This window comes from Sphingobacterium sp. NGMCC 1.201703 (genome assembly GCF_047784615.1).
In the GTDB taxonomy this organism is placed as follows: Bacteria; Bacteroidota; Bacteroidia; order Sphingobacteriales; family Sphingobacteriaceae; genus Sphingobacterium.
The window spans coordinates 298178-313013 of the sequence record NZ_JBLOHD010000007.1 but is presented as its reverse complement, the minus strand read 5'-3'; the positions used below and the strand labels follow the sequence as shown (position 1 = coordinate 313013).

12 protein-coding genes are annotated in these 14836 nt (G+C 40.3%); 3 read left to right on the top strand and 9 right to left on the bottom strand.

Annotated features, from left to right (window positions below; all coding sequences use genetic code 11):
- The 7 genes from ACK8HY_RS16775 to ACK8HY_RS16745 form a co-directional block, all read right to left on the bottom strand.
- Nucleotides 1-1575, bottom strand: coding sequence for a peptide MFS transporter (locus ACK8HY_RS16775; protein WP_077437485.1), 1575 nt, complete (start codon nt 1573-1575; stop codon nt 1-3).
- Nucleotides 1576-1821: 246 nt separating this feature from the next.
- Nucleotides 1822-2712, bottom strand: coding sequence for a TIM barrel protein (locus ACK8HY_RS16770; protein WP_077437486.1), 891 nt, complete (start codon nt 2710-2712; stop codon nt 1822-1824).
- A gap of 24 nt (nt 2713-2736) precedes the next feature.
- Nucleotides 2737-3465 carry a (Fe-S)-binding protein gene (locus ACK8HY_RS16765; RefSeq protein WP_077437487.1) on the bottom strand — a complete coding sequence of 243 codons (729 nt, stop codon included), beginning with the start codon at nt 3463-3465 and terminating at the stop codon, nt 2737-2739.
- Between the two features lie 20 nt (nt 3466-3485).
- The gene (locus tag ACK8HY_RS16760; RefSeq protein ID WP_077437488.1) at nt 3486-4784 is read right to left on the bottom strand and encodes an MFS transporter; all 1299 of its coding nucleotides are present in this window, start codon (nt 4782-4784) and stop codon (nt 3486-3488) included.
- A gap of 10 nt (nt 4785-4794) precedes the next feature.
- Nucleotides 4795-6114, bottom strand: a complete 1320-nt coding sequence (locus tag ACK8HY_RS16755; protein WP_254846254.1) for a D-alanyl-D-alanine carboxypeptidase — start codon at nt 6112-6114, stop codon at nt 4795-4797.
- A gap of 124 nt (nt 6115-6238) precedes the next feature.
- Nucleotides 6239-7951, bottom strand: coding sequence for a RagB/SusD family nutrient uptake outer membrane protein (locus tag ACK8HY_RS16750; RefSeq protein ID WP_416134281.1), 1713 nt, complete (start codon nt 7949-7951; stop codon nt 6239-6241).
- Nucleotides 7952-7984: 33 nt separating this feature from the next.
- Nucleotides 7985-11290, bottom strand: a complete 3306-nt coding sequence (locus ACK8HY_RS16745; RefSeq protein WP_416134280.1) for a SusC/RagA family TonB-linked outer membrane protein — start codon at nt 11288-11290, stop codon at nt 7985-7987.
- A gap of 417 nt (nt 11291-11707) precedes the next feature.
- Between ACK8HY_RS16745 and mqnC the strand changes: the two genes are divergently transcribed.
- The 3 genes from mqnC to ACK8HY_RS16730 all read left to right on the top strand — a co-directional run bounded on the left by mqnC (nt 11708) and on the right by ACK8HY_RS16730 (nt 13711).
- Nucleotides 11708-12832 (top strand): cyclic dehypoxanthinyl futalosine synthase, encoded by a 1125-nt coding sequence (mqnC, locus tag ACK8HY_RS16740; protein ID WP_077437491.1) that lies wholly within the window; start codon nt 11708-11710, stop codon nt 12830-12832.
- 9 nt (nt 12833-12841) lie between these two features.
- Nucleotides 12842-13402 carry an SMC-Scp complex subunit ScpB gene (gene scpB, locus ACK8HY_RS16735; RefSeq protein WP_077437492.1) on the top strand — a complete coding sequence of 187 codons (561 nt, stop codon included), beginning with the start codon at nt 12842-12844 and terminating at the stop codon, nt 13400-13402.
- A gap of 153 nt (nt 13403-13555) precedes the next feature.
- Nucleotides 13556-13711, top strand: coding sequence for a hypothetical protein (locus ACK8HY_RS16730; protein WP_175992081.1), 156 nt, complete (start codon nt 13556-13558; stop codon nt 13709-13711).
- Nucleotides 13712-13807: 96 nt separating this feature from the next.
- Here ACK8HY_RS16730 and trxA read toward each other — a convergent pair whose 3' ends face one another.
- Nucleotides 13808-14104, bottom strand: coding sequence for a thioredoxin (gene trxA, locus ACK8HY_RS16725; RefSeq protein WP_077437493.1), 297 nt, complete (start codon nt 14102-14104; stop codon nt 13808-13810).
- 3 nt (nt 14105-14107) lie between these two features.
- The gene (locus ACK8HY_RS16720) at nt 14108-14836 is read right to left on the bottom strand and encodes a rhodanese-like domain-containing protein (RefSeq protein ID WP_416134279.1); all 729 of its coding nucleotides are present in this window, start codon (nt 14834-14836) and stop codon (nt 14108-14110) included.

The following is a 14836-nucleotide window of genomic DNA, read 5'->3' as shown; positions in this document are numbered from 1 at the left end:
TTAGTCAATACCATGCATCATCTTTTTTATTTTTTTATTTCCCAGCAGTAGGAATACAGCCGCTATCATAGGTATGATCGTAAACACGGCAAAGAAAAATGACATGGAATGTGATTCGGTAATCCTATCTATATAAGAGCCAATAAATCCACCAATAAAGTTAGCGATGGCATTGGCACAAAACCAAAAGCCAAATAGCAGGCCCAGGAATTTCTTTGGCGACAATTTACTCACATATGATAAACCTACCGGACCAATACACAACTCTCCCACCGTATGGAAAAAGTAAGCTAAAACCAACCAGATCATACTGACCGAAGCGGTCTTTGCTCCCGTTGGAATCTCAGCACTCCCTATTGCCAGGGCGGCAAAGCCAACACCAACCAACGTTAGGCCCATCGCAAACTTAATCGGCCCGGAAGGATTCCATACACGCTCCCAGATCTTGCTGAAAGAAGTGGCCAGTGTAATGATAAAGAACGAATTGAGCATTGGGAACCAAGAAACGGTCACTTCCGAATTCATACCATGATATTCGCGGTAAACCTTCCATAAACACAAAGACCAGATCATCACAAATGAGATACTGGAGCAGAGTATGATCATAGGATACTTTCGGACTATTTTTTTCGCCAAGACAAATAACACGGCGGTAATCACAACAATAGGCACAATCGTTAACGCAGAATCTGCCCATTTGAAAATGGTCGCAGCCTCGCCGCTTAATACGCGTTGGGTATAGTTTTTAGCAAATATGGTCATCGAACCTCCAGCCTGCTCAAAAGCCAAATGGAATACAATACTTGAAAACATAAAGATCGCGATAACCAATAGCCTGTCACGAACGATATGCTTTGGATGTTCGTCTTCCTGTCCCCGCTCCGCCAAAACTATATTTTCCTTTTCTGGTGTATTGCCTATTTTTCCGAAGATGCGTTGGGCAAAATAAAATTGCAACATCCCTAAAAACATAAATATACCCGCAAGTCCAAAACCATAGTGCCATCCGATTTTCTCACCGATGTAACCACATAACATCATTCCCAAGAAGGCTCCACCGTTGATCCCCATGTAAAAAATCGTATATCCAGCATCTTTTTTACCGCCTTTATCGGGGTATAGTTTCCCCACCATCGAAGAGATATTGGGTTTAAACAGGCCATTTCCCAGAACAATAAGCACCAGTCCCCCAAGAAAGAAGTTTTTATTGAATCCCTCCATAGCCATAGCAATATGGCCTAGGGTCATAATGATAGCTCCCACCATAATGGACTTTTTATAGCCTGTCAAACGATCTGCAATAATTCCGCCGAATAAAGGTGTCAAAAAGACCATCCCCGTATAAAGCCCGTACAACTTCATCGCCTCCGAATTTGTCCAGCCCCAGCCATGCTGCGCAATTGTCGAAACCAAGAAGTTTACCAATAATGCACGCATGCCATAGTAACTAAAGCGTTCCCACATCTCGGTAAAAAACAAGACAAATAAGCCAGCGGGATGCCCTTTCACCAATACTCGTTCAGCGCCCACCTGGTTTAAGTGAGCTTCCAGAACAGCATCTTTTTCAAAATTCATGTTTTTCTAATCGTTATTTTTCAATATCAGGTAGTGTGATTTCAATTTATCCATTGTTTATCCAGACCCGATCGTCCTATGTTCATAGTTCGATAACGTAGATACTGCAATCAAATCGGTTGACAAAATAATATGGACAAAATTTAGATTTACCTCAATAGGATATCGCCTATCGATTAAATTCTCGGTTAAAAACAAAGTTCTTCCCAATAGCATGAAAAGAACTTTGTTTATATCCTCATTATATTAGATCAAGGGACGCAAGCGCTCCAATAATTTTTTAGTTGCGAAGATTCCTTCCTCTTCACTCAGTTTACTTCCTTCGTATTCAATCCCAACATAACCTTTGAATTTCGCCTTTTTCACGATTTTTAACATGCGTTCGTAGTCAATCTGGGTTTCATTACCATTCGCATCAAAATCATGTGTTTTGGCACTTACACCATGCGCATAAGGCATCAGATCTGTTACCCCCTGATAACGGTCATATTCATAGAAATTACCCAAATCAGGTAAGCTTCCACAATATTTGCTTCCTACAGCTTTCAGGGTTTTAGCCAACCAGTCACCATGCGAGGAAATACCACCATGATTTTCAACGATAATACTGATACCTGCTTTCTTTCCGATATCCGACAGCGTAGTTAAACTCTCAACAACACGTTTGCTTACTTCATCAGGTGTACCTTTACCAGCTGCGTTTACGCGGATGGCATGACAACCCAAAAAGTTGGCTGCTGAAATCCATTTGTAGTGGTTCTGTACAGCCTGTTTTCTTTTGGTCTCATCTTCGTCACCAAGATTTCCTTCACCATCAACCATAATTAACACATTCCTTACACCATTATCTTTTGCACGCATGTTCAATTCAGTCAGGTAATTGTTATCATTAGCCTTATCTTTAAAGAATTGATTTACATATTCCACGCCATAGATACCATATTTTTTAGCAGCTACAACAGGGAAATCCAAATTGTTCAGATCACCTTTAAACAAAGTTTTGTGCAATGACCATTCAGCCAGGGAAATGTCAAACCAGTCTTTCTTTGCTACAGCAAAGCTCTCCAACGATGGCGCCAATGCTACACCAGCAGAAGCTAATGCAAGGTTTTTAAGAAAATCTCTTCTAGAATTCATGTGTTTAGATTTAAAGTGTGTTATTTATATATTTCCCCATCCGGTAGTCAGTACATCCACGAGATGCATGGTCTGGATGGGTAATTTATGTTTATCAATATATGCCTGCAGCTGCAACAAACAGGACGAATCTGTTGAAATTATATAGTCAGCATTCAATGCCATGGCATTTCGGACTTTTTGTTCCGCCATAGCGGCAGATATCCCTTCAAACTTAACGGCAAAACTTCCGCCAAAACCGCAACAGGTTTCACTATCTTTTACTTCCACCATTTCCAATCCCAGCACTTTGCTGAGCAGCTTTCTCGGTTCATCTTTGATCTTGCACTCACGCAGGGCTGAACAAGAATCATGATACACAGCCACGCCTTCCAATTCAGCACCAAAATAATCCTTTTTCAATACATTGACCAAGAAATCGGAAATCTCCATGACCTGTTGTTGTATTTTATGACATTGGTGGGAATCTGCAGAATTTGCGAATAGGTCGCTATAACTGTTTCTGACCATACCGGTACAGGAGGCCGAAGGAGAAATAATGACGTGATCTCCCGAAAAATCTTCTAAAAACTTTTTTCCTACCTGCTTCGCATCGTCCCAAAACCCAGCATTGTAGGCCGGTTGCCCACAACAGGTCTGATTGGGATTATAACTCACCTCACAACCTACCTTCTCCAGTAAACGAATCGTGTTAAAAGCCGTTTCCGGATAAAGCTGATCTATAAAACAAGGAACAAAAAGTTCTACCTTCATATTTAATTCAATCAATAAAATTAAGATTTATTGGATACTAATATCCGCACTAAAAGTAACAATCCAATTACAAAAAATAAAGAAAGTACCAGTGCAGAATAGCGAATATTGTGTGTGATCTGTTCTATCAGGCCAAAGGAGAACAAGCCAATGACGATAGCCACTTTTTCTGTAACATCATAAAAGGAGAAAAAAGCCGTCGTATCCTTGATATCCGTTGGGATCAATTTGGAATAGGTTGACCTCGATAAAGATTGAATTCCGCCCATGACCAAGCCGACCAATGCGGCAATAATATAAAACTGCATTGCTGTAGCCAAGTAGAATGCAGCGATACAGATCGCGATCCAGATCATTACAACGACGATCAGCACCTTAATATTTCCAAAAAGCTTGGATAAGTACGACATCAAAAACGCCCCTAAGATCGCCACAAGCTGAATTAAAAGAATTGTCGCAATCAATCGCTCAGCGCCCAGATGGAGTATTTTCTCTCCAAATGATGAGGCCACGATCATTAGCGTCTGCACCCCGATGGCATAGAAGAAAAAGGCCGGTAGAAACTGTTTTATCTCAGGTATACCTTTAATTTCCCGGATAACATGACTAAACTCATCGCGTACATTCTGTACAAAACTTTTGCCGACATTATTACCTGTTGCTTCAATTTTAGGTAAATATTTAAATGGAATCATGGAGAACCCTAACCACCAGAGTCCTACCATCAAAAACGATATGCGGGCAGGTAAAGAGGGGTCTGTAATACCAAACCAGTCAGGTTTCAATACCACGATAAAACAAAGTATCTGTAAAGTAACACAACCAATATAACCAAAAGCAAATCCCTGGGCGCTCACTCGGTCCTGTTGATCTACGGTCGCGAGCAGTGGTAAATAGGAGTTATTGAACAACACACCCCCGATATAGCCCATTGCAGCCAAAGCAAAACAGATAATACCGATCTCCAGGGTATCGAGTTTAAAGAAAAACAGGCACATGCATGAAATTGCCCCCATATAGGTAAAAAATTTCATGATCGGCTTCTTTAAGCCTTTTGCATCTGCATAGGATGAGATAAAGGGCAAAGAAAATGACATCAACAAATAAGCGACAGCCAGTGCAAAATTAGAAAGCGCAGTATTGACAATCTCCAAACCAAAAAAATTAACAACATCACCATGTTCCTTTGTCGTAGTAATTGCAGTATAATATACTGGGAATATGGTTGAGGTGATCACAAGGTTGTAAGCGGAATTGGCCCAATCAAACATCGCCCATGAGCGAATGAGTTTTTTATTGTTTTTTACAATTGCTTCCATTTAAATTGGCTTAATAAGTTTGACGAATATAAGTAATTATTTTAGCCATTTCTTTACGAATTTCACTTGCGCGATCGTCGATATAATTATTGTTCATAAAAGAGAAAGCGAGCCGTCTTCCCGACCTCGTGACTAGATAACCGCTCTGGTTATATACAGAAGTAATTGTTCCTGTTTTTGCAAAAACAAAAGCTTCGCCCTGGTCTTTACTATAGGTTCTTTTTAATGTACCATCCACTCCACCAGCGGGAAACAGTCGAAAACGTACCCGCTCGTCCGGTATCTTATTTTTCAGGAGCACCAGCAGGTCAACATTATTTTGTGGTGTGACTTTGTTATAGGAAGACAATCCCGAACCATCAAAAATAGCCACCTCGCTCGAAAAAAATTTATAAACCTTATTTTTCATCCAGTCCCGAACCAAGTAGGTGTCAAATTGACCAAACTGCTTCCATGAGCACATCATTAAGAATTGTTCAGCGATAAAATTATCGCTGGGCAGCATCATTTCCCGAAGAAGGTTTTTGGTTTCTCCGGAATATAATATCTTGGTATCATTGGGCTTTTTATAGGTCGTCAGATTTACTTTTTTGCCCAGTGTGTCGGACAGCAACTTCACAAACAGACTATCAGAATAAATAAAGGGCACCTCATTGACATAATCGTTTGGTACTGGTCGTTTTGACATCCAAAAAACATTACTTCGAAATGAGCGTGAGAGCTCAAAATCGCCGACTTTGGGTTCAGGTAGAAAATTTAGGTCTTTCTGAAAAACCCCAGGAGAAGTATTTAAATGATTATAACCTCTTTGACGGAAAGTGACCACATTGCCATAGATCGGAAAAGTGCTGATTTCGGGCTGATAGTATGCTTCGAAGTCTTCTATTGCCCAACCGTGGGCATAGAACTTATTTTTCATTGTTCCCGGCACAACGTAAATCGTTTTGTTCGTCCGTTTTAGAAAGTTGTAGACCACCCTGGTATCGAGTCTGTTATGCAAGAAAGTAGGGTCTCCCGTTCCCCAAATTAATAAGGAATCTCCCCTTTCGACATACTCCAGGCCTGGGATAGAATCTCCCAGCAGCTCCAGTGTAGCATAGGTTGTATACATTTTGGTATTCGAAGCTGGTGTAAAATGTTTATTGCCATTGATATCCAGTACATACTTATTTGCGTTTAAATCATACAGTGAAAATCCATAGAAATGATCATTTAATATTTTGGATTCCTGAAGCATCCGATAGACGTCTTCAAAATCCTGTGACTTAACAATAAGGGTAGAAAATGGGATAAGCCAAAGCAGGAATATCGTGCGCAAGAAATTTTTCATTAGTTCAAACATACAAAAAAGAGCAACAACTCTTTTTCTCTTATTGCCAAAATTCAGATACAAACTATTTAAAACGACAAAAGGAGGAAATTCACTCCTCCTTTTGCTGTCTTTATATCAACGATTAATAACCGGGGTTTTGCTTTAAAGCACCACCACTTCGGTCAATCTGTGCCTGTGGAATTGGCAGATATACATTATGATCCTTAAAATTTAATCCTTTATAACGGGCCATAAAACCACCTTCAAAATTAGCATAACTCTCCAGAACGGATTTGGCTTCGCCCCATCTTACTAAATCATAAAAACGATGTCCTTCCATCGCTAATTCCAGACGGCGTTCAAAACGGACAGCTTTGCGTGCAAAATTTTGATCCGGGAAAGATGGGTAAGGTTTCACGTCATATGCAGCAGCCGGAACATTATCTCCCGTCAGTTTCGGCGGTAAGCTAGCCGCTCTTTCTCGGATTGCATTGACCGATTTCAGTGCTCCATCCAGATCTCCCAGTTCAACCTGGCATTCGGCCGCCATCAGAATAACGTCAGCCAAGCGGATAATATTTACATCTAGATCGGTGATATAAGCTGCTCCCGCAGCTGTATGGCCACCATGTAAACTTTTTGGGATCATCGTTTTGATACCCACAAAAGGTCCTCCAGAACCTACTTCACGGATCCAGGCATCTCCCGGCATTACACCATAATCATAGAAATGTACACCTCTACGACCTACCGTATAATCCAAACGAGGGTCAAAACGCAAGGTAACATCCAATTTGTATTTTTCTTTCTCTGCTGTAGATAAACCAAAGTCAGATTTATAGGGATTATTGCGATAGGTATCGAACATTGGCAAACCTTTAGCATCAACTTTATAAGCATTGACCAAGTCTATTGTTGGTTGATAAAATCCACAACAACCAACGGGATTATTTCCGTTCAATCCGGACAGCATATCGCCTACATTGGCATTGTCGCCACTCCCGTCGGGGTTGATCGCGTGTTTTGCCACCAAAAGTGATTCAGGACCATCTTTGGTCAGCACATCGAAATTATTTTGATATGGCATTGTACGAATATCCTTCCCGCCAATGACCTCCTTAAATAAAACCAATGCTTCCGCATATTTCTTTTGATACAAATACACTTTACCTAAATAGGCCTGTGCAATGCGTTTATCCATACGCCCTGACTGCTTATTTATTTTTGTTTCGGGAAGGTTAGCGATACCAAATTTCAGGTCATCAATAATTTTAGGGACAACATCGTCTGTATTTGGTTTTACCTTAGCATCATCAACAGATGTATTTTCGTCTACATAAGCCAAATTTTTGAAAACCCGCCACAGGAAGAAGTAATAATGTGCGCGTAGCACCTTTGCCTCGGCTTCAATTTCCTTGGCTCTCGCCTCAGGCACTGTTTTGCCTTCTGCCTGATCTAACTTCAGTAGGCGTAGTGTATTATTTGCCCGTGATACCCCTTCATAATACACTTCCCACATCGTGCTCAGATTATCATTAGAGCTATTGGGCGTATGGAATTCGATCATATTCATATTGGGCTGATCCGTCGCTTCGGAGCCTTTATGTGCATTATCGGCTCCTACTTCACCAAATAACCATTGGCTCGGCGCAGAGGAGTAATTTCCCCAGGTTCCATTCACATTTCCATTCATGATGCCGTAAGCTCCTATTAAAGATCCTTCGATCCCTTTGGAATTGACAACCTGACTTTCAGGAAGCTCGCCCTGCGGATCTCTTTCCAGAAAAGATTTACCACATGAGCCCAATAACATCAATGATATACCTAGAACTGTAATTATATTTCTTTTTTTCATTTCTATCAAATTTTAACGTAATTCATTCCATGCTTAAAATCCAAGACTCACACCCAACATGTACTGACGAGCCTGCGGGTACACCCCAAAGTCAACACCCAATGCGGAATATGTTGACGGTGTCGCACTGACTTCCGGATCCAACCCTTGATATTTCGTAATGGTAAACAGATTTGTGACTCCTATATAGGCTCTTAATTTCGTTATGCCGGTATTTTTACCAAATACCTTGTTGGTATCAAAATTATATCCCACCTGAAGATTCTTTAACTTTAGAAAACTAGCATCCTGCACATAATAGCTTGAAGACGCATATTCATAGGCCGAAGCATTGTTCACCTGCGATGGTATCATACTTGAAGGATTATTCTTCGCATCCCATGCATCCAGTACACGTTCACTTTTTTGTCCTCTAAATACACCGAAATCTGTGAAATAACGCGTGGCTTCATAGTTTTTATTTCCTTTTGATCCATAGAAATAAGCCATAAAATCAAAATTCTTGTACCCCGCATTGATATTTAATGAATACACAAAATCAGGATGAGGACTGCCGATTATTGTACGGTCATTGGCATCAATTTTTCCATCACCATTAACATCTTCATATTTGAGTGCCCCCGCTCTGGATTTTCCATCTTCATACTTCGCGACCGATGTGTTGGCCATATCCGCCTCAGAATAGATTCCGATTACCTTATAGCCATAGAAAGAACCTATTGCTTCACCTGGTTTAAGGATCGAGGTTTCCATACTTCTAAAACTTCCATAGACCTGTTGGCTAACAGAAGGGGCCAATGATACAATCTTATTGACATTCCGTGAGATCGTACCTGACAAATCCAGCGTAAAGGCGCTCTCCTGACGTCTGCCATAATGATAATTTAAAGACAGTTCGATCCCTTTATTTTCCATATCACCGATGTTGACATACGGTGATGCGGCACGACCTGCCGCAACTGCCGGCAAAGGAAGTAGGTACAACATATCTTTGGTTTTTTTATTATACCAGTCGAAGGATCCATCAAAATCACCTTGCAATAAGGTAAAGTCCAAACCAAGGTTCAACGCGGAGACTTGCTCCCATTTAACATCTGGGTTGCGATAAGCATTATGCCACATTCCTGAGGCCAGATTTCCGTCGATCGGATAAGATGAGGAGTTAATTGCGACCTGATAACGATCTAAGTATTGGTTGGCGGGAATACGTTGATTTCCCGTAACCCCATAGCCGGCCCGGATTTTCAGATCAGAAAGCCAAGATATACCTTTCATAAATTCCTCTTGGGATAAACGCCAGGCTGCACTTGCTCCCGGAAAAGTACCATATTTATTGTTCGATCCAAAATTGGACGAACCGTCCCGACGTACTGTCGCACTCAAGATATAACGATCTTTGAATGAATAGTCAACTTTTCCAAAAATAGAGAATAAGGAACCTACAGAACCACCACCTTCACTCACACGGCCTGTTGATGCCGCATCCAGATAAAGGTAATCCAGGGTCGACATGGTAAAGAATCCATTTCCTTTACCCCTGATCTGTCTATTTCTATTCTGGATAGCTTCGGTACCTGCTAAGATCGCCAAACTGTGATCTTCATTAAATGTGGCTTTATAATTTAAGGTATTTGTCCAGGTCCATTCTTTATTTAATCCAAAATATTCATTAATTCCATTGTTAAAACTTCCCTCTGTAAATTCCGGATTCGGATATGTATAGGATATACCGTTGTAGTTTTCATACTTCATACCAAAACTACTGCGGAATGTTAGCCCGGAAAAGATATCATATTCCCCAAATACATTTCCAAAGAACATATTGCTCTTATTCTTATTATCCTTTGCGCGATAGGCAATAGCAACAGGATTTTCACCGTTACCAAACTGTCCACCCACAGATCCCGCGAAATTTCCGCCCATATCATAGACTGGAATAATATTATGGATACGATAAGCAAAACCAAGGGCACTTCCCTCACCGATATAGTCACCTGCGGTATTTGTATTCACCCCGACCCCGAAACCTTCTGTGAAACTATATTGCATATTTTCTCCAAAACGCAACTTGTTATTGAATGCAGAAAACCGTGTATTTGAGCGAAGATTATATTTTTCAAAGCCAGTATGGATAATGGTACCCTTTTGTTTCAGATAGCCTCCCGAAATGGCATAAGAAGCGTTCTCTCCACCGCCGAGCACACTTAACTGATGAGATTGTGTGGGCGCATTTTGGGATAATGCATCAAACCAGTTTGTACCCGCCTTATTTGCTTTTGTGATCTGAAAGAAGTCAGCACGGCTATTGGCGTCAAATTTATACTTCGACATGTCGATATCAGCATCTGTAATCACATCTTTCCCACCTACTTTCGGACCGTTTATAAGATAATCAGGCAACTTTTTACTTTCGCCGTTTAATAAATTTTCGATATCCAAGGTCTGTTGCGGAGACAACATCTTTGGAAAACGGGAGCTGTTTGGTACTTGTACACCATAGTAAGAATCAAGGTTAAATTGAGGTTTTCCCTCCTTGCCGATCTTTGTGGTAATGATAACCACACCATTATTTGCACGTGAACCATAGATAGAGGCTGCTGAGGCATCTTTCAGCACCTGCATGGATTCGATATCGCTTTGATTAAGCCAACTTAATTTTCCTTCATAAGGAACACCATCTATAATATAAAGCGGTTCATTATTGTTGATCGTACTGTAACCCCGAATCTTAATCTGTGGGGTTGATCCCGGTGCACCATCCACAACAATCTGAACGCCCGTCGCCCGTCCCTGCATAGATTCTACAGCACTGGCTGCGGGGGTTGTTTTAAGGTCTTTTACGCTAACAACCGCAACAGCACCTGTCAGATCCTTCTTGCGTTGAGCGGAATAACCGGTAACCACAACCTCTTCTAATGCCCCTTCAGTAGAATTTAATGAAATGGCCAAATCCGCCTTTCCTGAGACGGTAATTTCAGCGCTTGAGTAACCGATGTAACTAACGACCAAAACATCACCAACCTTTCCCTGGATCGTAAATGCCCCATCCGCATCGGTTGATGTTCCTTTACTGGTCCCTTTGATTTTAACTGATACCCCGGTAATCACCTGGCCTGTCGCAGCATCTTTCACTACTCCCTTAATAGGTATCTCCTGTAAACCTTTCGTTTTCACTAGTGAAACGACTTCAACTCGACCATGAGCAACAGCCCCTTTGACAGACAGCTGAGCAGTCATTCCGCCTGCGATGAGAAGAGAACTCATCAGCAAGAACCTCTTATTGAACTTTTGGCCCAATATGAGATCAAAACAGCAATTTTTGTCCGTTTTTTTCATCATAATTTTAAATAGGTGGTTTAAAAAATTTATGTTTATTTATCTGTTTGTCTATTTTTGGTATTGGTTTATTAAGTTTTGGTCGTTTAGCCCTAGCCGAAACAACACGCGTTGCTACTGACTATGAGCCACTTTGGTTATCATTTTTCAATTTCAGTTTGGTTATTTTCCAGAAATGTTAAAATCTGTTAAATAAATGTAAAGAATAAAAAATATAAAAAAAAGAAAATTTACACTTTAAATCGCAAGAAGCTATAAATCAGGTTATTGTATTTAATACACTAAGTGTACTATCAATATTTTTGTTACAAAATAAAGCCAGGCAAATTGAGGTGATTTATTTCAATGCATATGAAGCATGAATGTCAAATATTCGGCAAATACCTTTAAATACGCTAAAAGGTACTTATATTTGTTTTGATGAATGTAAGTAGTTTATTAGAACGGGCGCTCCGATTTGAGTTCCTTTCCAAGGAAGAGGGTGTATTTTTATATCACAATGCACCTACAGCTGATTTGACTTTCGTAGCCAATGAATTGCGCAAGATACAAGTACCACATGGTAAGGTAACCTGGCAGATCGACAGAAATGTCAATACGACCAATGTTTGTGTTGCAAACTGCAAGTTCTGCAATTTTTTTCGTCGCCCCGGTCATGAAGACAGTTACATCACCGATATCGAGAGTTACAAACAAAAGATCGAAGAGACCTTTAAATATGGCGGCGATCAACTTTTATTACAAGGAGGTCACCACCCTGATTTAGGTATTGAATTCTATAAAAATCTATACAAACAGTTAAAGGAACTTTACCCTACACTGAAACTCCACTCACTCGGTCCACCGGAAATTGCCCATATTTCGAAACTGGAAAATATGAGCCATATCGATGTACTGACTCAGCTGAAAGAAGCGGGGCTGGATTCATTGCCTGGAGCCGGCGCTGAGATTCTTAATGATCGCGTGCGACGTTTGATATCCAAAGGAAAATGTGGTGGTAAGGAATGGCTTGATGTAATGCGTGCGGCGCATAAGATCAATTTGCCGACTTCGGCCACGATGATGTTCGGTCATATCGAAACCATAGAAGAGCGTTTCGAACATCTGGTATGGATCAGAGAAGTGCAAGATGAAAAACCCGAAGATTCTTATGGTTTTATTGCCTTTATTCCCTGGCCTTTCCAGGATGATGGCACATTATTAAAAAGACTTCGCGGCATCACCAACGATGTAACCAGTGAAGAATATATCCGTATGATTGCACTAAGCCGGATCATGTTACCGAATATCAAAAATATTCAGGCCTCTTGGCTTACGGTTGGAAAACGTACTGCCCAGCTATGTTTACATGCTGGAGCAAACGATTTTGGATCTATTATGATCGAAGAAAATGTCGTTTCGGCAGCGGGGGCGCCCCATAGGTTTACTTCCAGATCTATACAGGAAGCTATTTTAGAAGCCGGTTTTGAACCACAGTTGAGAACACAAAAATATGATTTCAGAGAACTGCCTGCTCATATGGTCGAACAGGTCATTAACTATTAATACCCTACATTGAAAGACGTCATTAGAAATATTGAAGCAATTATTTTTGCTTCTGCGGAAGGAATAGATCTTGCCGACATCAAACAGATTCTACAGGAGGCTTTGGCTATTGAAGTATCGAAAGAAGAGCTACGTGAATTGATTAAAAAGATAGAAGACAAATATCAGGATGAAGATCATGTATTGGAATTGCGGTATATCAATAATTCGTATCAGTTTTTGACCAAAGCGGTCTATCATGAGGCGATACAGCAATTACAAAATCATAACAACAAACGCAAGCTCAGTCAATCGGCTTTAGAAACACTTGCCATCATCGCCTATAGGCAGCCAATTACCAAGCTGGAGGTCGAACAGATCAGAGGTGTCAGCTGTGATTATTCTATTCAGAGACTACTGGAAAAGAAATTGATCAAAATAGCTGGAAAGGCAGATACCATAGGTAAACCATTACTGTATGCAACCAGCCAACAATTTATGGATCACTTTGGAATCAACGGCGTTCGCGACCTTCCGCAACTAAAAGATATCGTTACGGAAGATAACGCAATTGGTGAAACAAATGAGTAAATAAAATAAAATAAATTTTTATTTTCAAAAAACAGTTCAACATATTGATTAACAGAAAAATAAAGGGCGATATTTTTTTAAAAAAAAGTTTTAAAAAATAGTTTTCTTCTCTAATTTTACAACATTGAATAAAAAACAATAAAGCATTATTTTATGAACACGGCAATATTAGCTAACGAAGATCTTGAAGAAGTAAAATTCGCGTCTTTCAATGGACCTGATGACGATGATGATGATTTCGATAACGATGATTTCGAAATCTCAGAAATTGAAGGATTAGATGACTTCGATGATGACGATGAATTTTAATATTTAGTGCATATAACACTACCTATTAAAGCCAGAGAATCATTAAAACAATAAGGCGTTCAATCAAATTGAACGCCTTATTGTTTTACCATCGATTTACTTTGCCTGGTCGATCAACTTATGCAATTCCATCTTTGGGATCATCCCACTCTGACGCCATAGCTGTTGTCCATTTTTAAACAAGATAAAAGTAGGTACCCCACTCACTTTATAAATGGAGGCTATTTTCGGATTTTTATCCACATCTATTTTGATAATAGATAGGTCCTCCTGATAAAATTCTTTTACCTCCTGTAACACCGGCGCCATTGTTTGGCATGGACCGCACCACGTTGCAAAAAAATCCACTAAAACCAGCGAATTTGATTGAATAATCTGGTCAAAAGTTGCCATTACTTAATTCTCCTTTATTTCCTCTTTCAATGCCTTATATCCACCCTGAATATTGCATATATTTTTATATCCTTTTGCACGCAAAATAGAAACCGCAACCGCACTACGATATCCCGATTGGCAATGCACATAGAGCGGCATATTATCTTTTTCTAGCGTGTTACCAAAATTAGCGAAATCTATTAACGGAATGTTCATTGCATTGTCAATATGTCCTTTATCAAATTCTTTCACTGTCCTCACATCCACAATATGACCTGAACCTGATCTTTTTCCAAATTTTCCGGCACTCAGATTTGTGATTGAATCGGTAGATTCCAGTCTCTTCCAACCATCTATCCCGCTATCCAATACCCCCATTGCACCGGTATATCCCAACTGCGATAAACGCTCAGCCACTGTAAAACGATCCTGATCCTCAGCAACAATGAGGAGCTTTTGTTTTTTATCAGGGATAACCTGTTCCAAAAAAGCATCAAATGGACCCTTAAAACCGATATTGACAGACCCTGGAATAAAACCTTTTAGGAAGTCATCACCCGAACGTGTATCCAAAACAAGTACAGAATGTTGTTTGCGTAGTTTTTTAAATTGCTTCAAAGAAAGTAAGGGCAACTCAACTATGTGGTGATGTGACTCTTGCTGCTTTATATTGAACGCTGCATTCGCTGGCAGAGCACTGGTACATATCAAGGTCGCACCCAGCAAGGCGGCTACTAAAATTCTGTTCAT

Excerpts from the sequence above, each read along its gene's own strand:
- ACK8HY_RS16775 (WP_077437485.1), bottom strand. The coding sequence starts at position 1,575 with ATGAATTTTGAAAAAGATGCTGTTCTGGAAGCTCACTTAAACCAGGTG.
- ACK8HY_RS16770 (WP_077437486.1), bottom strand. The coding sequence starts at position 2,712 with ATGAATTCTAGAAGAGATTTTCTTAAAAACCTTGCATTAGCTTCTGCT.
- ACK8HY_RS16765 (WP_077437487.1), bottom strand. The coding sequence starts at position 3,465 with ATGAAGGTAGAACTTTTTGTTCCTTGTTTTATAGATCAGCTTTATCCG.
- ACK8HY_RS16760 (WP_077437488.1), bottom strand. The coding sequence starts at position 4,784 with ATGGAAGCAATTGTAAAAAACAATAAAAAACTCATTCGCTCATGGGCG.
- ACK8HY_RS16755 (WP_254846254.1), bottom strand. The coding sequence starts at position 6,114 with ATGAAAAATTTCTTGCGCACGATATTCCTGCTTTGGCTTATCCCATTT.
- ACK8HY_RS16750 (WP_416134281.1), bottom strand. The coding sequence starts at position 7,951 with ATGAAAAAAAGAAATATAATTACAGTTCTAGGTATATCATTGATGTTA.
- ACK8HY_RS16745 (WP_416134280.1), bottom strand. The coding sequence starts at position 11,290 with ATGATGAAAAAAACGGACAAAAATTGCTGTTTTGATCTCATATTGGGC.
- mqnC (WP_077437491.1), top strand. The coding sequence starts at position 11,708 with ATGAATGTAAGTAGTTTATTAGAACGGGCGCTCCGATTTGAGTTCCTT.
- ACK8HY_RS16730 (WP_175992081.1), top strand. The coding sequence starts at position 13,556 with ATGAACACGGCAATATTAGCTAACGAAGATCTTGAAGAAGTAAAATTC.
- trxA (WP_077437493.1), bottom strand. The coding sequence starts at position 14,104 with ATGGCAACTTTTGACCAGATTATTCAATCAAATTCGCTGGTTTTAGTG.
- ACK8HY_RS16720 (WP_416134279.1), bottom strand. The coding sequence starts at position 14,836 with ATGAACAGAATTTTAGTAGCCGCCTTGCTGGGTGCGACCTTGATATGT.